Here is a 19,815-nt window from a genome sequence, read left to right as displayed (position 1 = left end):
CTCCCCTTATTACTCGGCGCCGCCGACAAAGTCTAGTTCGCTGCCTTCTTTAAGAGTAACGTAAGCTTTTTTCCAGTCGCTACGACGACCGAAACGTGCGCCAGTACGTTTTGTTTTACCCTTAACATTAAGTGTGCGAACACCAGTTACTTCCACTTCAAAAAGCTTCTCTACAGCTGCTTTAACTTCAGCTTTAGTTGCGTCATTTACTACTTTGAAAACGATAGTGTTGTTTTCTTCAGCAGCAATAGTGCTTTTTTCAGAGATATGTGGAGCAAGGATCACTTTTAAAAGACGTTCTTCACGAATCATGCTAGCGTCTCCTCAAGTTGCTTAACAGCAGCTGCTGTAATAAGTACCTTATCGAAAGCGATTAAGCTTACAGGGTCGATACCAGCTACATCACGCGTGTCAACCTTGTACAGGTTACGTGCCGATAAAAATAGATTCTCATCTACTTCTTCAGTTACGATTAGAACATCTTTAAGCTCAAGTTCTTTAAGCTTAGCAACTAGTTCTTTAGTTTTTGGTGCTGCTAGAGCAAAACTTTCAACAACGATTAAACGCTCTTGACGAACTAATTCAGATAAAATGCTTTTGATCGCACCGCGGTACATTTTACGGTTTACTTTTTGGCTGTGGTCTTGTGGTTTAGCTGCGAAGCTAACGCCACCTGAACGCCAAATTGGACTACGGATTGTACCAGCACGTGCACGGCCAGTACCTTTTTGAGCCCATGGTTTTTTACCACCACCGCTTACTTCAGAACGTGTCTTCTGAGCACGAGTACCTTGACGAGCACCTGCTGCGTATGCAACAACTACTTGATGTACTAATGCTTCGTTAAACTCACGTCCAAAAGTAGCTTCAGAAACTTCAAGACCGCCAGAAGCGTCTTTAATTGCTAATTCCATCACTAAATCTCCAGGACTTATGCTTTAACAGCAGGTTTAACGATAACGTCACCGCCGATAGCGCCAGGTACTGCACCTTTAACTAAAAGCAAGTTACGCTCAGCGTCAACGCGTACTAGTTCTAAGTTTTGAGTCGTTACACGCTCAGCACCCATATGACCGGCCATTTTCTTACCTTTAAACACCTTACCAGGTGATTGGTTTTGACCGATTGAACCAGGAGCACGGTGAGATAGAGAGTTACCATGTGTAGCGTCTTGCATGCTGAAATTCCAGCGCTTAACACCACCTTGGAAACCTTTACCTTTAGAAGTACCGGTTACGTCAACTTTGTTGATTTCGTTGAATAATTCAACAGTAAGCTCAGCGCCTACTTCAAAATCGCCTTCACCACCATTTAGGCGGAATTCCCACAGACCGCGACCCGCTTCAACACCAGCTTTAGCGAAGTGACCCGCTGTTGCTTTGTTTACACGGCTTGCTTTTTTAGTGCCTGCGGTTACTTGAAGCGCGTTATAACCGTCTGTTGCGTCAGATTTGATCTGAGCAATGCGGTTAGGTGTCGCTTCAATAACTGTCACAGGGATAGATACACCATCTTCAGTGAAGATACGTGTCATACCCACTTTACGACCGACTAGACCTAATGCCATTTTCCTAAAACCTCTCTAATCTTTCGATTAACCCAGGCTGATTTGAACATCAACACCAGCAGCAAGATCTAAACGCATAAGTGCGTCAACAGTCTTGTCAGTTGGTTCTACGATGTCGATCAGACGTTTATGGGTGCGGATCTCGTACTGATCACGCGCATCTTTATTAACGTGCGGTGATGTAAGTACAGTAAAACGTTCAAAGCGTGTAGGTAGTGGAATTGGACCACGTACTTGTGCGCCAGTGCGTTTCGCAGTTTCCACGATTTCCGCCGTTGATTGGTCAATCAAACGGTGGTCAAAAGCTTTTAGGCGAATACGAATGCGTTGATTTGACATTCTTAAACCTCAATATAAAGAGCATTTAAAAGAGCATAAAAAAACGACCGAAACAATCTTAAAAACATAAGATGCCGGTTGTTGATTTATATCTACGTTGAGTTCCAAATCGGAACTCCTGTTTTATTAGCTTGAAATCCAAGCTTAATGTTCCTTCCAAGTTCCCGGGGGAATTTTGAAAGCCTGCGTATTATAGTGATATTGGTGATAAATGCAACAACTATTTCAAACTACCAGAATGAGGATTATTTATACTGTAAAAAAGGGTTGTCACTATGTCGTCATTACTGGGAATTTACTATAGTTAGGAAGCCATGCAATCGGACTTGGCACTAATGATAATGGTCAGTCCAGTTTTTAATTGTTATTATTCATCCTTATTTTGCTTTTATCTCTTAATCCTTAACCTTGGTGAGTTGATGCGTATTTTTAATTATTGCTTGAATTTTGTGTCTATGGTGATGAATCGCCTATTTGTGAAAAGCAAAGTACTGCCCGAGAACCCAATTGAACAATACGGTCTTAATCCCGCCTACCCTACTTTTTATATAGTTAAACTTAATGCTCGCTCAGATTTAGCGGCTCTTGACCGAGTTTGTAAAAATTACAATCTGCCCAGACCAACTGAACAACAGCTGTTGGGTAATGCAGAGTTAGACCGCTTTATTGGCCTACAAAATCCACCACCACTGTTTGGCAGCCAAGCGAAGCCAACTGACGCGCTAAACCAGGGTAAACAAATAATTGCTCAACTATTTACCAGTGGCGAAAAAAACGTGCAAGTCATTCCGGTCACTATTTTATGGGGTCGTAATCCAGGTAAAGAAAAACCAGGTTTAGGTACGCTGGTTTCGCACTCACTTACACCTAGCTGGTTTCGTAAGTTTTTTGTATTACTGTTTTCAGGGCGTGATAACTTTATACGCTTTAGTCAACCGTTGGATTTATCGTTATTAGTAAATGAAAAAGCCGATGTTGATGAGTTACCTCATAAATTACTTCGCGTCGCTAGGGTGCATTTTCGTCGTCAAAAATTGGCGGCAACGGGCCCTAAAATGCCCTCACGCGAGCAACTATTTAATTCATTGTTAGCATCACCGACTATAAAAAAAGCAATTAACGATGAAGCAAAAAGCAAAAAAATCAGCCATGAGCAAGCACGGCAAAATGCGTTAAAGCTATTAGATGAGATTGCTGCTAACTACAGTGATGCCACCATACGTGTTGCAGATCGTGTATTAACCTGGCTATGGAATAAGCTCTACAACGGCATTGATATAAAATACACCGAACAAATCCATGATCTAACCAATAAAGGTCATGAAATTATTTATATGCCGTGTCATCGCAGCCACATGGATTACTTATTACTTACCTACTCGATTTATCATCTTGGTTTAGTACCGCCACATATTGCTGCTGGTATTAACTTAAACTTCTTCCCAGCAGGCGGCATATTCCGCCGCAGTGGCGCATTTTTTATCCGCCGCTCATTTGCTGGCAACAAGCTTTACTCTGCTGTATTTAAAGAGTATTTAAGTCAGTTGTTTATCAAAGGTTACTCAGTTAAGTTTTATACTGAGGGCGGACGTAGCCGTACCGGGCGTTTACTACCACCAAAAACAGGTATGTTGGCGATGACACTACAAGCTATGTTACGTGGTATTGATCGCCCTATTTCGATTGTGCCGGTGTACATTGGTTATGAACACGTCATGGAAATAAATACTTATCTGAAAGAACTCGCAGGTGATGATAAAAAAGGCGAGTCGATTTTCGGTATTTTCAAAGCCATTAAAAATCTCAAAAACTATGGCCGCGGCTATTTGAATTTTGGCGATCCGATTTCGGTTAATCAATATTTAAATGAGCATCAACCTGATTGGCGTGAATCTATTCACCCAACTGATGTACAAAAACCACAATGGCTTGGTCCGCAAGTGGCGACTTTAGCGGATAAAGTGATGGTTAATATTAATAGTGCCGCCGCGCTTAACGCAGTTAATTTACTGGCAATGATCTTACTGGTAAATGATAAGCAAGCATTGAGCAAACCTAAATTGTTAGCACAACTAGACTTTTACTTACATTTACAACGTAGCGCTAGTTACAGTGAAAAAATCACCACCCCAGATGAAACTTCATCACAGTTACTCGAACATGCTTTAAAGTTGAATAAATTTGACGTTATAAGCGATGAGTTTGGCGAGATTATCGCGATTAACGATAAAGAGAAAATCCTCTTTAACTACTACCGTAATAATATTCTTCATGTGTTTGCCGTACCAAGCTTACTGGCACTGCATATATTTAAAAGCCATAAAACGACAGTATCGCAGTGCCAAAAATTGGTTAACTGTTTTTACCCGATGTTTGCTAAAGAATGGTTTTTACACGAACTTGATGAAAATTATATCACCCGCATACTGGCCAGCTTTGTAGATCAAGATTTAATAGAAATTGATGGTGATAACATAAAAATCACCAACAGTAATGATTGCTTAGCCAAGCTGGAAATTCTAGGTCGTGCGCTTAGCTTAACCCTGCAACGCTACGCCATTGTGATTGGCTTTATTCAAACCAGTAAAGAAATTGAACGCGCAGAACTTGAACGCGAAAGCCAAGTATTAGCGCAGCGCTTAGGTACCTTGCATGGTATTAAGACTCCTGAGTTTTTTGACAAAAAAGTATTGGTAGGCTTTATTAGCAACTTGCGCGAACAAAATTTAATTAGCGAAACCGAGAATGGCTTACAGGGCAGTACTGAACTTTGTGAAGTGTATATTCATCTTAAAGCCTTGCTGCCAGCGCGAGTCTGGCAGTCAATTAGTGATATTGTGCAAGGACAATGTAAGCAAAAATAACTGCAAGCGGCATATTAACGCTGACGCATTACACCTTCTTGGATCGTTGAGGCAACTAAATTGCCTTGACGGTCAAAGAACTGACCACGCACCAACCCCCGCCCTGAGCTCGCACTTGGGCTATCAATGGTATATAAGATCCAATCATCCATTCGAAACGGACGATGAAACCACATCGCATGGTCAATTGTTGCTACTTGCATGTTTGGCTGCATAAACGAGACACCATGGGGCTGTAGAGCCGTTGGTAAAAACTCAAAGTCAGACGCATACGCCAATAAATAGTTATGAATACGTTGATCATCTGGCATCTCGCCATTGGCTTTGAACCAAATATGTTTAACCGGCTCCATTACCTCTGGCTTAAATGGGTTATGAAAGGTGACCGGACGCATTTCAATCGGCATTTCGCGAATAAACTTATTGCGGATCACCTCAGGTATATGAGATGCGTGCTCTTGATAAAACTCCAGTGATGAGCGCAGCTCCTCAGGAGCAGGTACATCCGGCATAGTAGCTTGATGCGACAAGCCATCTTCAGCACCTTGAAATGATGCCGTCATATAAAAAATAGGTTTTCCATATTGAATAGCACTAACTCGGCGAGTACTAAAGCTCTTACCATCACGGATCGTTTCAACATCGTACACAATTGGCTTTGCAGCATCACCAGGGCGTAAAAAATAAGAATGCAGTGAATGAACAATACGGCCTTCCGGTAAGGTTTCTTTAGCTGCAGACAGTGCTTGGCCCATGACTTGACCACCAAATACCGCACGAAAACCCAAATCTTGGCTTTGCCCTCGATACAAGCCCTGCTCTATTTCTTCTAACGTTAATAACGACAATAAATCATCTAAAACTTGGCTCATAGTTGCTCCTCAATCCCATTTAGATTTTAATGATACTATAGACAAGTATGATGTAAATATTTCAAGGATCCTAGTTATGGCGTATTGGTTATTTAAAACTGAACCCGATGCATTTTCAATCGACGATTTAAAAAGCGCCCCTGCACAAACCACTGCATGGGAAGGTGTGCGCAACTACCAAGCCCGTAATTTTATGCGCGAGGGCGTAAAGCTCGGCGATTTAGTAATGATTTACCATTCTAGCTGTAAACACGTCGGCGTTGCAGGTATCGCAATAGTGACTGCTGAAGCCTACCCAGATCCTTGCCAGTTTGATTTAAGCAGTGATTATTACGATCCTAAATCAACCTGTGATAAACCGAGATGGGTTGTGGTTGATGTAACCTATCAGCAGCATTTAAATAAATTAGTCAGCTTAAAAGCGATTAAAGAAAACGACGCCATCACCGAAATAGCTCTAAAAAAAGGTGGTCGATTATCGGTAATGCCAGTGACTAAAGCGGATTGGCAAGCAATTATAAAAATGGCAGAGTAACAACAATAATTTGCTGCTAATACATCACGTTTTCCTTCTTTTTCCAAATTTGCTAAAATAGTTGGCTTGTTTTAGTTAGGGGGTTAGATGAAATTACTGTATTGGTTAGATGAGTGGTTAACTCTACCTCAAGATGAACAGCAAACCAGATTACCTATCTCTGGAGGCGATTTACTTGGCGATGTTTTTGTTAAGTATCACTTTATTGATATAAATAAGCCTTTATTGTTCACCTTTTCTCCTGCAGGTACTAATTACCAAGAGCATGATCTCAATGATGATTTTAGCCCTTGGGGATTTCAACTAGCGCAAAAACAACATGTGAATGTTATTTCTTTTCAGCACTTAGGAATAAGTAATTGGTTTAGACACCGTAATTTACTGTTTTTCCTCGAGCAACTCGCTCCCTTGCTAACACCCTTTACCCAGAGATTAGGCTACGGCTTAAGCCGAGGTGGCTTTGCTGTGGGTGCATTTGCTAATTTACTAAAGCTAGATAAGGTACTGTTATTTCACCCTGTTAGCACCAAAAATAAAGCACTTGCTCCTTGGGATGACCGCTCAAGTACCGATATAGCACAACAATTCGATTGGGAGCAAGATTACCACGATCTCGATTTAGGCAATGCTAAAGGCTATATAATTTACGACCCGACCAATCGTATTGACCGTGGCCATGCTAAGCGCTATTCGCAACTAACCCACTTACGCGTGTTTGGTATGGGTCACAGTACCCATGCCACCTACCTAAATAAATTTGGCTTTTATAAACAAGTGGCCGTCGACTTTATTAGCCATCAACAAGTCGATATTGCGCAATTTCGCCTACAAACCAAAACCCTGCGCTTTAAAGAAGACTATTATAGAAGGCTCAACAAGGCGAATGCTAAATCGGCACACCGCCAAGTATTATTAAGCAAAGCGCACAACATACTAATTGATGAAAAAGCAGCGCATGTGCAAGAGCATCAAGCAAAAATTGATATTCAACCATTGATTGATGTCGCGCTAAAGCACCAAGATAAACACCCTAAGGATGCCATTCAGCTGCTGGAAGTTGCTCAGCAACTTGCCCCTGATGATCCTTTAGTGGAGCACAAACTAAAACAGTTAAAATAAAAAACCGTGCTTGTTTAATCAAGCACGGTTGGCAAATTTATATGTAAACTGACAACTCAATTTTAGCCTTTCTTTTTCTTGGTAGTTTTCTTTTTGTGCCCGTGCTTGGGCACTATCGTAAAATACATCACCAGTGCAAGCCAGGAGAAAAGGATAATGCCGATTAACCAGCCATTTTTTTCATGACCTTGCGTGCGCTTACTGTTAAGCACAATTACCACAGGTAAAATATAAGCACTCAAAAGTAGAATTAAAAACGCCACTTCATTCATTACTTAGCAAGCCCCTGCCAATCGACTTCGCTGCTTAAAACACGATCAACCGCGATGTAATGTAAAATATCACCACTGTTAACCGGATAATCCAGTGGTGGATTTAAATCCATATTTTGCGCACTCAAGTTGTGAGCAACACCAAGTAAAATAGCATCATGGTCGTGTTTAAAATGATGAAATAATTTACCAAATTCCATTACCGCTAAATCAGCAGGAATAGCTAAACTAAACTGGGTATCACCATGCAAAGTAGATAATAATTCCTCTTGTACACGACTTGAGCCGGGGTCTTGCATTGAACGTACTAGAATTTCGGCTGACTTAGCCGTTGAACATTCCACGTTGTAACAATGTTCTAGTAGCATTTCGACTTTACTCTCATCGTTAAAGTGCGCACTAATATGGCAGTCATCTTTCACTAATTTACTAATGCGCAGGGCGGTGGTAAAAGTTTCGTCGTCGTCTTGCCCGTCAATAATAATTTTATCTGCCAGTTTAATTGCGACCCTTTCCAGCTCGCTTAAATCTGTAAAACTAGTTAAGCGCACAAAATCAACATGGGCATTAGCTAAAAACGGATGCTCCATTGACTCTGTGACCGCAAGCAAAATTCGTCGATCCAAACGCTTTTGGTCAGCGAGAATATAATCAATCATTTTTTTAGTACGAATTTGATGCCAGCCAAAAATAATAATGTGATTGTGAAAATGTGCAAAACTTTTATCACCCGTCATAGCGCGCCTAATTAAATAAGTAACTGTTTGCCCTGTTTTACCTAACAGGACACCAAATAAAGCTAAACCAAATGGAATTTGCAGTATCGCCACAATCCATCTACCCAGATCTGTAGTTGCACTAAAATCACCATATCCTACCGTTGAGGTAGTAACGATATAGTAATAAACAAAGGTGCTAACGGGCCTTAGTGCGGCTTCTCCTGCGAAGATTAACAACAACCAGATCAAGACCATATGTAATAATGTAGCAATAGCGACAGCTTGCCAACTAACCTGATCAATATGATTTCTGACTAGTAAAAATAATCGTTTAAATATAAAAGGCATGCCCACACTTGGTTATTCAGCTATCAATTATCCGATAAGTTACTGTAATGCTGAAATGAAGGCAATGCTTGAAATACCTTTGAGGATCAAGATTATTATCTAGACTGCTTTTTTAAAGTAGAACAGTGTAAGCTATACTTGAATTATTAATTATAAAGTCGAGCGTGTTATGTCAGGTGTATTAGCTTCTGTTGATCAACGAACTCAACTCGTTGGTGAAAATCGCTTAGAGTTATTATTGTTTTATTTGCACAGTCGTCACTTGTTTGCTCTTAATGTCTTTAAAGTTAAAGAAGTAGTGAAACTGCCGCATCTTAGTATCATTCCACATGCCCATCCTAAAATATCAGGCGTGGCCAATATTCGTGGTGAATCAATCCCTGTTATTGATTTACGCCAAGCGATTTGCATGTCTGCGGCTAAGAATACTGAAGATAGTAACTTAGTGATCACTGAATACAATCGTACAGTACAAGGGTTTTTAATTGGTAAGGTTGATCAAATCGTTAATATGACATGGTCAGATATAATGCCACCGCCTTCCTCTATCGGTAAAAATCATTATCTAACTGCGCTCACTAAAATTCAACGTGATGGCCAAGAGCAGTTAGTAGAGATCATTGATGTAGAAAAAGTACTAGCAGAGATTATTGAGTACGAAGTGCAAATCTCTGATGAGGTACTTGACCAAAGTATCGTAAACGAATTTGTTGGCCGAAAAATACTCCATGCTGACGACTCACCTACAGCACGAAAACAAGTGAGCGATACATTAACGCAGTTGGGTATTGAGATTATCCCAGCCAGTAATGGTCTTGAAGCACTCAATATGCTTAAAGCCTGGGCTGATAAAGGCATGGACGTAGAAAAAGAATTACTGATGGTGATCACCGATGCAGAAATGCCAGCAATGGATGGTTATCGCTTAACGCACGAGATCCGTAACGATAACCGCTTAAAAAATCTGCATGTGGTACTTAACACATCCCTCAGTGGCAGCTTTAACCAAGCCATGGTCGAGAAAGTGGGTTGCAATGCGTTTTTATCTAAATTTCAACCAGACTTACTCGTAGAAGAAGTACAAACACGTTTAAAAGCGGTCCTCGCACCACAGAAATAGCACTGTATCTAAGCGTGGCTTATGCCACGCTAGTGCTTGAATTAACGTTTGTTATAATGACGAAGAAATACGCGATTTAATACCACGACTACAACTCTATTTGCCAATTAAACGCTTTCGTGATTAATTGGCAATATGTAGCAATAATCAAAACACACAATCATTATGCTAAATCATGTTGCCAAACCGTTCACTAAATTAGTGGAACGTTACCTACCCGATCCATTTATTTTTGTTATTTTACTCACACTACTTACCTTTATAATTGCGTGTGTAGTGACACCTTCAAACCCACAACAAGTGCTGAGCGCGTGGGGCAGTGGTTTTTGGAACTTACTAAGTTTTGCCATGCAGATGCTGTTGGTATTACTCACCGGATATATGCTGGCAAGTACACCGATGATGAGCCGACTGCTCACGCAATTAGCAAAACTTGCCAATACTGCGCCAAAAGCTATTTTATTAGTGACTTTCGTATCATTACTCGCCAGTTGGATTAACTGGGGATTTGGCTTAGTTATTGGCGCTTTATTTGCCAAAGCAATTGCCCGCCACACACTCGTTGATTATCGCTTACTGGTTGCCAGTGCGTATTCTGGCTTTATTGTTTGGCATGGTGGCTTGGCAGGCTCAATTCCTTTAACTATCGCAACGTCAGGGCATTTTGCACAGCAAAGCATTGGTGTGATAAACACCAGCGAAACACTGTTTTCAGGATTTAATATAGCTATAGTTATTGGCTTATTTATCATTATGCCACTGGTTAATCGTTATATGTTACCCAGCGCAAAAGACAGCATTTATGTTGATAAAACGCTATTAGCAGAACCGATACCTAAGCCCTACAATGTTAGTCGCCCTGCCGATAAAATTGAACACAGTAAGTTATTAGGACTAGGCATTGGAGTACTTGGGCTAGTTTATTTAGCTAATTATTTTGTGTTTAGTGGCGGCTCACTTAATTTAAACAGTGTGATTGCACTGTTTTTATTTTCTGCGATTTTACTGCATCAAACGCCGTATAATTTACTTAATAGCCTGCAGCAAGCAGTCCCCAGCGGCGCAGGGATTATTATCCAGTTTCCATTTTATGCAGGGATCATGGCAATCATGGTACAAACGGGTTTGGCGCAGCAGATATCACAAGGATTTATCGCCATCGCCAGTGCACAATCATTGCCATTTTGGAGCTTTTTAAGTGCTGGCTTAGTAAATATATTTGTGCCCTCAGGTGGCGGCCAATGGGCTGTACAAGCACCTATAGTGATACCCGCAGCACAAGCTCTGGGTGCAGATATGCCGCGCGTCGCGATGGCAGTAGCGTGGGGGGATGCGTGGACTAATCTTATTCAGCCATTCTGGGCTTTACCGGTATTGGCAATTGCCGGCCTAAAAGCCAAAGACATTATGGGCTTTTGTTTAGTGCAGCTAATTATAACCGGCGTGTTTATATCATTGATGTTGAGTTTTTATCCGTAACGCTTGCTGCAAAAATACAGCGTGAGTAACACCTCACGCTATTTAAATTTGTTAACTCGATAGAATTTTCATTGGCAGGCTTAAAATTGCGTTTTCAGAATCAGCAAAATGCATCATCACAGCCACATGGCCTGCAACTACCAAAGCGTACATCACAGCCGAAAAACCTTGCCCGTATTTATCTAGTGGCAGTAAATGCGAATAGTGGCGGCCGCGCCATTCAAAGGCGATTTCCAGTGCACCGATAAATAAGAAAAACACTAATAGCATTAAACCAAAGGTGTAGCTTAGCCATAAGCCAAATAACACGCCTAAAATACAAATACTTAAACCAACCCATGAACGCATTGAGAAGCTAATACTTTTTAATACATGCCCGCCATCAAGCGGTAAAATAGGCAGCAAGTTAAATAAATTCAATAATGCGCTGAGTACTGCGACCCCGGCAAATATTTCCATCTCGGTGGCATAATAAAGCACCACACCAAGTACGGAGGTGATCAAACCAAATGCAGGCCCCATTAAAGAAATCACCACATCTTGCCAGCGGGTGGTAATTTTATCGTCGCTTACGGCAAGCCCGCCAACAAATGGGATTAAATAGATACCCTTGGTTTTAATACCAAAATATTGCATTGCTCTGACATGGCCGTACTCGTGGATCACCAAACAAGCAATTAGCATAAGCGCAAACTCAAACGTAAATAACCAAGCATAACCAGCCACTGAGGCGCCCGCTAATACTACCTTGACGACTTTCGCACTTTTAAAAATCTTAAAACCGAGCGCAAATAATCCAAGCAGCCCCTGCTTAGGTTTAGTTTTTTCAATAGGCGGTAATGTCAGTTGTTTTACAAATTCATTATCAATATGTAGCGCTATACTATGCTCAATGACCGTACTGGTGTCTAAACCAATCACTTGATTATTTAGCTTAAATTCAAAATAGTTAACACGTGGATTATCAAATCCGATTGCCTGTTGTTGCTGAAAAATTTTTACAATTTGTTGCCCCGCGAGCACTAAACTAAATTGTTGATCAGCAAGGGTCAGCTGTATTTGCATGATGTCACTTCAAATCTTAAAAATTATATCGTTAGTATACCCATTTTTTTAGCTAGATTATGGAATATATTTGCAACTATAAAGCTGACACCTTCGCTATTCTCGACTACTTTTAATTAACGAGTAAATTTTATTTCAGGGAAGAAAATGACAAAGCTAGCACGCAGCATTTTGGTCGTTGATGATTCAAAAGCTATTTTAGTAGTGATGCAGGCTATCTTAAATGAGCTTGATGTGCCCAATGTAACAACCTGTTTAGATGCGCAAGATGCCCTCAATAAAGTAAAAGCGCATCCATATGCTTTTGATGCCGTATTTACTGATCTGAATATGCCGAACATGGATGGCATGGAGCTTATTCGTCACCTTGGCGAGTTACATTACCCTGGGGCAATTGTCATTATTTCTGAAATGAATTCAAAAATCATTGATTTAGCGGCTGATTTAGCGCGTAAAAACAACGTACATTTAATTGGTAATATCGCCAAACCAGTACAACTCAACCAAGTTTATACACTGCTACAAAAACTAGAGTATTTAGCTTGTCATACTGAAAAGCCCACAGAACCAATTTCTGAAACGCAATTACTGCATGCGATAAGCCATAATGAGATAACGCCGTTTTATCAACCAAAAATAAACCGTACTAATAATAAAGTTGAAAGCGTAGAAGTATTAGCCAGAATTGTGACCGCAGCACAAGGTGCTATATTTTTACCTGAACGGTTTATTTGTGTTGCTGAAGATTTAGATTTAATTAATCTGATCACGTTTCAGTTGTTTGAAAAGGCAACAGGCGATTTCTCAGAAATAAAAACTCGTTTAGGCTACAAACTTAAACTGGCTTTTAATTTGTCCCCCTGCCAGCTAGAAGATTTAAGCTGCCCGGATAAGCTGGCTTTAATTTTACATCTTAATCAACTGACCCCAAGTGAGATTATTTTAGAGATCACAGAACAGCATGCTTTATCCAGTTCTGCACAGCTAGAAACTCTAAACCGTTTACGAATGCGCGGTTTTGGCATTTCTCTTGATGATTTTGGCACCGGCTTTACCAATGTACAGCAATTAAAAACATTGCCTTTTACTGAGGTGAAAATAGATCGTACCTTGATCAGTAATATTGAAAGTGATTTATTTTCTCAAGTCATTGTTAGTAGCTTAGTAAATATAGCCATTCAAGATGACTTAACAATTGTCGCTGAAGGCATTGAGCGCGTTGAAGAGCTTGAATACTTAGATCGTTTTAAAGAGCACATCTTAATGCAGGGCTTTTTGATCAGTCGCCCAAAAGGCAAAACTGAATTTATTCGTTGGGCGCAATCATGGCTACATATGGTTTCATTAAATAGTCATAGCCGACGTTAATTTTTTCGTTTCGCCATGGTATTCTCAGCACTTAACAATTTATTGCTACTTTCCAAGCGCTGACGCCAGCGTTGCTTAGCAACTGCCTGCATATTAGCTGATTGATCATGCTCATCGACTATTTCAAAGCCCATTAACGCTTCGATCATATCTTCGAGTGTCACAATCCCCTGCACATCACCATATTCATCTATCACTAAACAAATATGAGTACGCTCAGCTAGCAAAGTATGCAATAAAGTAGGTACATATAAAGTCTCTGGCACAGTATAAATAGGTTTTATCAACTTACTGATTTTATAGTTTTCACCCAACCTATGATACGCCAGCATAATATCGTTTTTATGCACAAAACCGATAATATCATCACCATTTTTATCATATACCAACACCCGAGAAAACGACGCTGAACCATGCTCAGCCAAATATTGATTTACGGTTAAATCTTTATGTACTTTAAACAAAACGGTACGCGGGGTAATTAACGCATCTAATTTGGCGTGACGAAAATGCAATAAACTACGGATGATTTCAGACTCTTCCTGATGTAAGGCACCTGATTGCGATCCCATATCAGCCATGGCTTCAATTTCTTGGCGAATATAGTACTCTTCGTTGTAATTACGACCCAACATACCGGTGAGTTTTTCAGCAAGCCACACAAAAGGTTTGAGTGCGATAACTAAATACTGTAATGCTTTGGTCACCATAGGAGCAAGCGTTCGCCAATGCTTTGCGCCCAGAGTTTTTGGAATGATTTCCGACAACACTAATACTAACAAAGTCATTATCGCCGAAGCAATTCCCACCGCCGCATCAGAAAAAACTACGGCAGCTTGTGCCCCTACACCGGCAGCTCCAGCAGTATGGGCAACCGTATTTAAGGTTAAAATAGCAGCTAAAGGCTGATCAACATTGGTTTTCAAGTGCTCGAAACGCTTGGCTAGTTTAGGCTTTTTTTTACGTAATACTGCAACATAGCTAGACGTTATACTCAATAATACGGCTTCCATAATCGAACATAAAAAAGAAATCGTAATCGCCGCTACCATGTAAACGATTAATAATGTCACTGTTACCTCTACGCTACTCAATTGCTCAACACCTTACCAAGTGTCAGCCCTAACCTCAAACCTTATACTGCTGAGCAATGGAATCCATCGCAGAGCACTTTTTGACATCACAACCACATGCTATATTAAATTAAATTCCCTACATCAGGCTCAATAATGAATTTTAGTTCACTATGGCGCGGAAAAACACCTCGCCTAACAACCACACTCGCGGTGTTAACTTTAAGCACGTTAAGTAGCGCTCTAGTGGCTGCACCATTAGATAAAGCAGATATTAAGTTTATTGGCCCAATTGCAGCCGACATGCAGCTAAAGCCATACCAAACTGAGCATCAAGATGCGATTATTAACGCCCTATTACCTAGCATTCAACAACCAACAACAAGCATTACGGTATTTGGCGAAAAATTAAAATGGCAAACCTTAGATAAAGTAAATGCATTAACCCTCGGCGGTCTACAAGCATTAAAGTTTACCACTCATGCTGAGCGCTTTAGCCAAGGCACATTGACACTTAAAGGTATCGAAAAAGCGCAGTTGTTTATCAATGGTGAAAAACAAACAGCCACAAAAGAAAGCTATGAACTGGCATTACCGCAAGGCGATCACCAAATAGTGATTATTGCTGAACAAGTTGCTAATTGGCACGATGTTGACGTTGATTTCGAGCCTAAAGCAGCAATTGATCGATTAACTTTTAGCAATAAAGAGCAACATGGTTTATCTGCCAAGCAACTGTTTGATGCCACAACGGTCAGTTCACTATCTTTAGCACCTGATGCCAAACACTATTTAGTGGCAAAACGCCATTATCAAGATAGCACGGGTAATCAAGCAAATGTGATCACTGAGCTAAAAAATGATGATAATCAAATAGTTTACCGTTTTGAGTCGGGTCAACCGAGTAACATTATTTGGAGCCCTGATAACAATTATTTAGTCTATCTATTAGATGGAAAATTAAAGCAATTAAACCGCAAAACCCTTAATCTTAAAGTGATTGCCAACAACCTAGAGGGCGCGGGTGACTTTGCTTATTACGATAACAACAGCTTAATCTTCAGCTGGTCCAAATCACCAGCAGCTGATAACAGCCTAACTAAACACTACCAAGGTTTACAAGATCGCTGGTCATATGCCCGCACAACCTCACAAGCTTACTTATTAGATATAAGTACAGGCCTGAGTAAAGCATTGAGCCAAGGACCACTTAGTCACAGTATTGAAGATTTTAATAGCAAACGTGGTACGGTATTACTGAGTCGTGGTGTGCAAGTAATGCAAGCGTCGACTCACCCCACCACAGAGTTAGTGGAACTGAATATTGCCAATGCGAGCAACACAGTTATTGGTCAGTTTACTACGTTTAATCAAGCTAAATACACAGGTGATGACATTTATGTCACTGCGGGTCCTGATTTTAAAGATGGTTTAGGCAGAAACCTACCTGAGAATATGCTTGCCAACAACTATGATGGACAGCTTTACCTATTAACTGATCATGGTAAAAATGCAGCACCATTAAGTCGTGAATTTGATCCTGCCATTGGTCAACTTGAAGTACTCGCTAATGGCGATGCCCTCGTTAAAGTCACTGAGCAAGATACGATTGCTTTATACCTGTACGATAAAAGCAAACAACGCTTTAGCAAACTCAAAACAGGTTTTGATGTAGTTGAACAATTCAGTTATTCAAACAACCGCAGCCCAGCTATTTTAGTTAGCGGCTCTAATGCATCATCTCCACAGCAATTAAAACAGTTAAGTATTAATAAAAACACCGCAACCACATTGTGGGATTCTAAACCACAAGCGTATGCAAATACCGATATAGCCAGCTTAGATGAATTTAACTTCATCAATACCGCAGGTGTTGAAATTAAAGGTCGTGTTTACTTTCCAAGCAATCTTGATAAGAACAAACACTACCCAGCATTAGTATATTACTATGGCGGTACATCTCCGGTTACTCGTGGTTTTACTGGGCGTTATCCTTTCAATTTATGGGCAGAGCATGGCTATGTGGTTTATGTAGTGCAACCGACCGGTGCAACTGGATTTGGCCAACAGTTCTCTGCTAAGCATGTGAATGCGTGGGGTCAATATACTGCTGACGATATTATGCAAGGTACCCAAGCACTATTAAAACAGTATCCATTTATTGATAAAAATCGTTTAGGTAATTTAGGCGCATCATACGGTGGCTTTATGACTATGTTACTGACCACTAAAACAGACATGTTTAGTGCCTCAATCGCACACGCGGGGATTTCTAATATTACCTCGTATTGGGGTCATGGTTGGTGGGGCTATTTATATTCTGGCGAAGCTTCTAAAAACAGCTACCCTTGGAATAATAGTGAACTATACAGCCAACACAGTCCGGTTTTCCACGCAGACAAAGTAACTACACCGCTACTGCTATTACATGGTGATGCTGATACCAATGTACCAGTAGGCGAAAGTCACACTATGTACACTGCGCTGAAACTACTTGGCAAAGATGTTGATCTTATTGAATATAAAGGAGCGGACCATCAAATTTTTGCTCGCGATCAACGCTTTAACTGGTGGGATACTATGCTTGCCTACTTCGATAAGCATTTAAAAGAGCAACCGCAGTGGTGGCAGTACTTATACCCTGAAAAGTAGCTTTGCATACCGTTCAACAGGTAAGCCTAGTATGTTTACCTGTTGATAATAATTAAATAATCACCTAAATAGTGCATAAATACTAAAAATCGCCCTTCTCACCTTTTACGAATGAGTGATAACATAGAGGCATCATTAAAGGTAATTAAGATACTATGACTATTCATGTTTTATTGGTTGAAGATGACGAACTATTAGTTAAACGCATAATCAATCATTTTGCAGAGACTGAATTTTGCATTGAGAATGATGCAACTGGCGCTGATGCCTTAGCTATAGTGCAATCTCGCGCTAATAATTATGATGCCATATCATTAGCAATTATTGACATAGTATTACCTAAACGTGATGGCTTACATTTAGCAAAAGAACTCAACACCCTCACAGACATTGGTGTGATCATGCTTTCAAGCCGAGATTCTCAAGCCGATCGTATTGCCGGACTTGCTCAAGGCGCTGATGACTATATTTGTAAACCTGTTGATTTATTAGAGCTTGAACTGCGTATAAGAGCACTTTATAAGCGCTTAAAAAGCAATAATAACAGTAGCGATGAAAGCGAAGAATTTATTGAATATGCTGACTTCAAACTGCATCCAGACAACCGCACTTTAATCACTGCTAATGGCATTGAATCTAGGCTCACTGAAGCGGAACATAAAGTGTTAATTTGTTTGATCTCAAACGCAGGAAAAGCCACGTCTCGTGAAAAAATATCAGAAGAAATTGGCCAGCCAGATTGGAGTCCAAATGACAGAACTGTTGATGTTTTAATTGGTCGCTTACGTAAAAAACTGAGCGATGAAAAAGACCAAAAACGCATCGTTACGGTACGCGGTAAAGGCTACATGCTGTCAATTTAATGCAATCTAACCACTAATACTGGGTTAATTGTGATAACAAACGTTCAAATGCACGATAATTGAGTGCCTCTTTTAGTTCATCTAAACTAATATTATCTTGCCCTTTTAGATCACTAATAGTTCGCGCTACTTTGATCACTCGATGATAAGAGCGTGGCGATAATGATAGCTTTTCACTGGCTTTAGCTAAAAACTGTAACTCTGGCGCTGCAAGCGCGCAATACACACTCATTTCTTTATTATTAAGTCGCGCATTGACTTTACCTTGGCGACGCAATTGCAGATTATATGCCGCCTCCACCCGCGTGCGCACAGTCGCACTACTTTGTTCTTCTTGAGTGCTTTGCAATTGCGCACTGTTTAAACGTGGTAGCTCTATTTGTAAATCAATACGGTCAATAAATGGTCCTGACACTCGCGATAAATAACGCATAACTTGATCCGGAGTCGCGCGCTTATCATTATGGCAACCCGTAGGACTTGGATTAAGAGCCGCAATTAATTGAAACTGTGCAGGAAACTCCATTTGCCTTGCCGCTCTTGAAATCGTTACAGTGCCTGTCTCCATTGGCTCGCGTAATGAGTCAAGCACCTTACGTTCAAACTCAGGTAGTTCGTCAAGAAATAATACGCCATTATGTGCCAGTGAAATCTCCCCTGGTTTTGGGTTTGAAGAGCCTCCGACTAGCGCCACAGCGGAGCATGTGTGATGAGGATTACGAAATGGTCGCTTGCGCCAGTTAGTTAGATCGACACTTTGGCCAATAATTGAATACAACGCTGCGGTGGAAAGTGCCTCATCATCAGACATGCCCGGCATAATAGTCGGCATACGTTGCGCGAGCATTGACTTCCCCGTACCAGGTGGCCCCAAAAAAAGTAAATTATGGCCACCCGCCGCAGCGATTTCTAACACCCTTTTCGCGCCCGGCTGGCCTTTTACATCACTTAAATCAATTAAGAATTCAACACCGCTATGTTGCTGTTCTGGGTAGCTAATATTAAGAGGTAAAGGCTGCTGATTGAGTAAATCACTCCATACTTCTTGGATAGAAGAGACCGCTTTGCGCTCAACGCCATTTACTAAACTCGCTAAACTGTCATTTACTAAAGGTAAAAAACAACAACGCCCTTGTGCTTTAGCTGCTAAAACTGATGGGAGTATTGCATTCACGCCACGCACTTCGCCATTCAGTGCCAGCTCACCATAAAATTCATAGCGTTCAATATCAGTGCAAACAATTTGCTCTGAAGCGATGAGAATACCAACCGCAATCGCTAAATCAAAACGCCCCCCCTCTTTGGGTAAATCAGCAGGTGCTAAATTGACTGTAATGCGTTGGTCTGGAAAACCAAATTTAGAGTTTTCTAATGCGCTGCGTACACGATCTTTGGCTTCTTTTACTGAGGCTTCGGGCAAACCTACAATATGAAATGCTGGTAAACCATTACCTAGATGCACCTCAACGATCACTTCAGGTGCTTGAATACCCACTTGGGCACGAGAATAAATTCGAGCTAATGACATCCTTTGTCCCTGTAACGTTCTGTTCTTTACAG

Annotated in this window: 18 protein-coding genes; 8 read left to right on the top strand and 10 right to left on the bottom strand. The window is 40.8% G+C overall.

The genetic code is table 11. The annotated features are described in order from the left end of the window. Positions 1 to 9: 9 nt before the first annotated feature. The 4 genes from rplW to rpsJ are packed head-to-tail and all read right to left on the bottom strand — an operon-like array spanning position 10 to position 1,906. Complete coding sequence (rplW, locus tag H5201_RS05805) at positions 10 to 312, bottom strand: 50S ribosomal protein L23 (RefSeq protein ID WP_054206127.1); 303 nt, start codon at positions 310 to 312, stop codon at positions 10 to 12. Then, a complete protein-coding gene (gene rplD, locus H5201_RS05800) occupies positions 309 to 914 on the bottom strand; it encodes a 50S ribosomal protein L4 (protein ID WP_054206126.1) in 606 nt (201 codons plus the stop codon). The genes rplW and rplD overlap by 4 nt, the downstream gene beginning before the upstream one ends. Before the next feature lie 17 nt (positions 915 to 931). Continuing rightward, positions 932 to 1,567, bottom strand: coding sequence for a 50S ribosomal protein L3 (gene rplC / locus H5201_RS05795; protein ID WP_054206125.1), 636 nt, complete (start codon positions 1,565 to 1,567; stop codon positions 932 to 934). A gap of 27 nt (positions 1,568 to 1,594) precedes the next feature. After that, on the bottom strand, positions 1,595 to 1,906 hold the full coding sequence (gene rpsJ / locus H5201_RS05790; RefSeq protein ID WP_002957900.1) for a 30S ribosomal protein S10: 312 nt from the start codon (positions 1,904 to 1,906) through the stop codon (positions 1,595 to 1,597). Between the two features lie 419 nt (positions 1,907 to 2,325). Between rpsJ and plsB the strand changes: the two genes are divergently transcribed. Beyond that, complete coding sequence (gene plsB / locus H5201_RS05785) at positions 2,326 to 4,770, top strand: glycerol-3-phosphate 1-O-acyltransferase PlsB (protein WP_182783905.1); 2,445 nt, start codon at positions 2,326 to 2,328, stop codon at positions 4,768 to 4,770. 14 nt (positions 4,771 to 4,784) lie between these two features. Here plsB and tesB read toward each other — a convergent pair whose 3' ends face one another. Next, positions 4,785 to 5,642, bottom strand: coding sequence for an acyl-CoA thioesterase II (gene tesB / locus H5201_RS05780; RefSeq protein WP_145237887.1), 858 nt, complete (start codon positions 5,640 to 5,642; stop codon positions 4,785 to 4,787). A gap of 76 nt (positions 5,643 to 5,718) precedes the next feature. Between tesB and H5201_RS05775 the strand changes: the two genes are divergently transcribed. Both H5201_RS05775 and H5201_RS05770 read left to right on the top strand, forming a co-directional pair. Then, complete coding sequence (locus H5201_RS05775) at positions 5,719 to 6,177, top strand: EVE domain-containing protein (protein ID WP_182718560.1); 459 nt, start codon at positions 5,719 to 5,721, stop codon at positions 6,175 to 6,177. Positions 6,178 to 6,264: 87 nt separating this feature from the next. Further along, the gene (locus H5201_RS05770; RefSeq protein ID WP_182783903.1) at positions 6,265 to 7,296 is read left to right on the top strand and encodes a cytosolic protein; all 1,032 of its coding nucleotides are present in this window, start codon (positions 6,265 to 6,267) and stop codon (positions 7,294 to 7,296) included. A gap of 62 nt (positions 7,297 to 7,358) precedes the next feature. Here H5201_RS05770 and H5201_RS05765 read toward each other — a convergent pair whose 3' ends face one another. Both H5201_RS05765 and H5201_RS05760 read right to left on the bottom strand, forming a co-directional pair. Continuing rightward, positions 7,359 to 7,568, bottom strand: a complete 210-nt coding sequence (locus H5201_RS05765; RefSeq protein ID WP_182783901.1) for a hypothetical protein — start codon at positions 7,566 to 7,568, stop codon at positions 7,359 to 7,361. Then, on the bottom strand, positions 7,568 to 8,635 hold the full coding sequence (locus H5201_RS05760) for a potassium channel family protein (RefSeq protein WP_182718559.1): 1,068 nt from the start codon (positions 8,633 to 8,635) through the stop codon (positions 7,568 to 7,570). The genes H5201_RS05765 and H5201_RS05760 overlap by 1 nt, the downstream gene beginning before the upstream one ends. Before the next feature lie 169 nt (positions 8,636 to 8,804). On the opposite strand from H5201_RS05760, the gene H5201_RS05755 reads away from it, so the two are divergent. Both H5201_RS05755 and H5201_RS05750 read left to right on the top strand, forming a co-directional pair. Continuing rightward, positions 8,805 to 9,755, top strand: coding sequence for a chemotaxis protein CheV (locus H5201_RS05755; RefSeq protein ID WP_149980441.1), 951 nt, complete (start codon positions 8,805 to 8,807; stop codon positions 9,753 to 9,755). Positions 9,756 to 9,920: 165 nt separating this feature from the next. Further along, positions 9,921 to 11,234: a short-chain fatty acid transporter gene (locus H5201_RS05750; protein ID WP_182718558.1), complete on the top strand. Its 1,314-nt coding sequence runs from the start codon at positions 9,921 to 9,923 to the stop codon at positions 11,232 to 11,234. A 51-nt stretch (positions 11,235 to 11,285) separates the two neighbouring features. Here the strand turns inward: H5201_RS05750 and H5201_RS05745 are convergent, their stop codons facing one another. Continuing rightward, positions 11,286 to 12,302, bottom strand: coding sequence for a metalloprotease (locus tag H5201_RS05745; RefSeq protein WP_182718563.1), 1,017 nt, complete (start codon positions 12,300 to 12,302; stop codon positions 11,286 to 11,288). A gap of 144 nt (positions 12,303 to 12,446) precedes the next feature. On the opposite strand from H5201_RS05745, the gene H5201_RS05740 reads away from it, so the two are divergent. Further along, the gene (locus H5201_RS05740) at positions 12,447 to 13,667 is read left to right on the top strand and encodes an EAL domain-containing protein (protein WP_149980438.1); all 1,221 of its coding nucleotides are present in this window, start codon (positions 12,447 to 12,449) and stop codon (positions 13,665 to 13,667) included. Here the strand turns inward: H5201_RS05740 and H5201_RS05735 are convergent. After that, positions 13,664 to 14,740 carry a CNNM domain-containing protein gene (locus H5201_RS05735; RefSeq protein WP_182783935.1) on the bottom strand — a complete coding sequence of 359 codons (1,077 nt, stop codon included), beginning with the start codon at positions 14,738 to 14,740 and terminating at the stop codon, positions 13,664 to 13,666. The genes H5201_RS05740 and H5201_RS05735 overlap by 4 nt on opposite strands. 156 nt (positions 14,741 to 14,896) lie before the next feature. Here H5201_RS05735 and H5201_RS05730 point away from each other — a divergent pair, with 156 nt between their 5' ends. Both H5201_RS05730 and H5201_RS05725 read left to right on the top strand, forming a co-directional pair. Further along, the gene (locus tag H5201_RS05730; RefSeq protein WP_182783899.1) at positions 14,897 to 17,392 is read left to right on the top strand and encodes a S9 family peptidase; all 2,496 of its coding nucleotides are present in this window, start codon (positions 14,897 to 14,899) and stop codon (positions 17,390 to 17,392) included. A gap of 155 nt (positions 17,393 to 17,547) precedes the next feature. Further along, entirely contained in the window at positions 17,548 to 18,255 is a 708-nt protein-coding gene (locus tag H5201_RS05725) for a response regulator transcription factor (RefSeq protein ID WP_149980436.1), read from the top strand. A gap of 13 nt (positions 18,256 to 18,268) precedes the next feature. Here H5201_RS05725 and H5201_RS05720 read toward each other — a convergent pair whose 3' ends face one another. Next, the gene (locus tag H5201_RS05720; protein WP_182718556.1) at positions 18,269 to 19,783 is read right to left on the bottom strand and encodes a YifB family Mg chelatase-like AAA ATPase; all 1,515 of its coding nucleotides are present in this window, start codon (positions 19,781 to 19,783) and stop codon (positions 18,269 to 18,271) included. Positions 19,784 to 19,815: the final 32 nt, after the last annotated feature.

This window comes from Pseudoalteromonas sp. SG43-6, assembly GCF_014164365.1.
In the GTDB taxonomy this organism is placed as follows: domain Bacteria; phylum Pseudomonadota; class Gammaproteobacteria; order Enterobacterales; family Alteromonadaceae; genus Pseudoalteromonas; species Pseudoalteromonas rhizosphaerae.
Note: the sequence above shows the minus strand (reverse complement) of the source record. Positions and strands in the feature narration are given on the sequence as shown.

What these genes read in the sequence shown, in the direction of transcription:
- H5201_RS05765 (WP_182783901.1), bottom strand. Translation starts at nt 7,568, where the DNA reads ATGAATGAAGTGGCGTTTTTAATTCTACTTTTGAGTGCTTATATTTTA.
- rpsJ (WP_002957900.1), bottom strand. Translation starts at nt 1,906, where the DNA reads ATGTCAAATCAACGCATTCGTATTCGCCTAAAAGCTTTTGACCACCGT.
- H5201_RS05770 (WP_182783903.1), top strand. Translation starts at nt 6,265, where the DNA reads ATGAAATTACTGTATTGGTTAGATGAGTGGTTAACTCTACCTCAAGAT.
- tesB (WP_145237887.1), bottom strand. Translation starts at nt 5,642, where the DNA reads ATGAGCCAAGTTTTAGATGATTTATTGTCGTTATTAACGTTAGAAGAA.
- rplW (WP_054206127.1), bottom strand. Translation starts at nt 312, where the DNA reads ATGATTCGTGAAGAACGTCTTTTAAAAGTGATCCTTGCTCCACATATC.
- rplD (WP_054206126.1), bottom strand. Translation starts at nt 914, where the DNA reads ATGGAATTAGCAATTAAAGACGCTTCTGGCGGTCTTGAAGTTTCTGAA.
- H5201_RS05775 (WP_182718560.1), top strand. Translation starts at nt 5,719, where the DNA reads ATGGCGTATTGGTTATTTAAAACTGAACCCGATGCATTTTCAATCGAC.
- plsB (WP_182783905.1), top strand. Translation starts at nt 2,326, where the DNA reads ATGCGTATTTTTAATTATTGCTTGAATTTTGTGTCTATGGTGATGAAT.
- H5201_RS05720 (WP_182718556.1), bottom strand. Translation starts at nt 19,783, where the DNA reads ATGTCATTAGCTCGAATTTATTCTCGTGCCCAAGTGGGTATTCAAGCA.
- H5201_RS05730 (WP_182783899.1), top strand. Translation starts at nt 14,897, where the DNA reads ATGAATTTTAGTTCACTATGGCGCGGAAAAACACCTCGCCTAACAACC.
- rplC (WP_054206125.1), bottom strand. Translation starts at nt 1,567, where the DNA reads ATGGCATTAGGTCTAGTCGGTCGTAAAGTGGGTATGACACGTATCTTC.
- H5201_RS05750 (WP_182718558.1), top strand. Translation starts at nt 9,921, where the DNA reads ATGCTAAATCATGTTGCCAAACCGTTCACTAAATTAGTGGAACGTTAC.
- H5201_RS05725 (WP_149980436.1), top strand. Translation starts at nt 17,548, where the DNA reads ATGACTATTCATGTTTTATTGGTTGAAGATGACGAACTATTAGTTAAA.
- H5201_RS05755 (WP_149980441.1), top strand. Translation starts at nt 8,805, where the DNA reads ATGTCAGGTGTATTAGCTTCTGTTGATCAACGAACTCAACTCGTTGGT.
- H5201_RS05760 (WP_182718559.1), bottom strand. Translation starts at nt 8,635, where the DNA reads ATGCCTTTTATATTTAAACGATTATTTTTACTAGTCAGAAATCATATT.
- H5201_RS05740 (WP_149980438.1), top strand. Translation starts at nt 12,447, where the DNA reads ATGACAAAGCTAGCACGCAGCATTTTGGTCGTTGATGATTCAAAAGCT.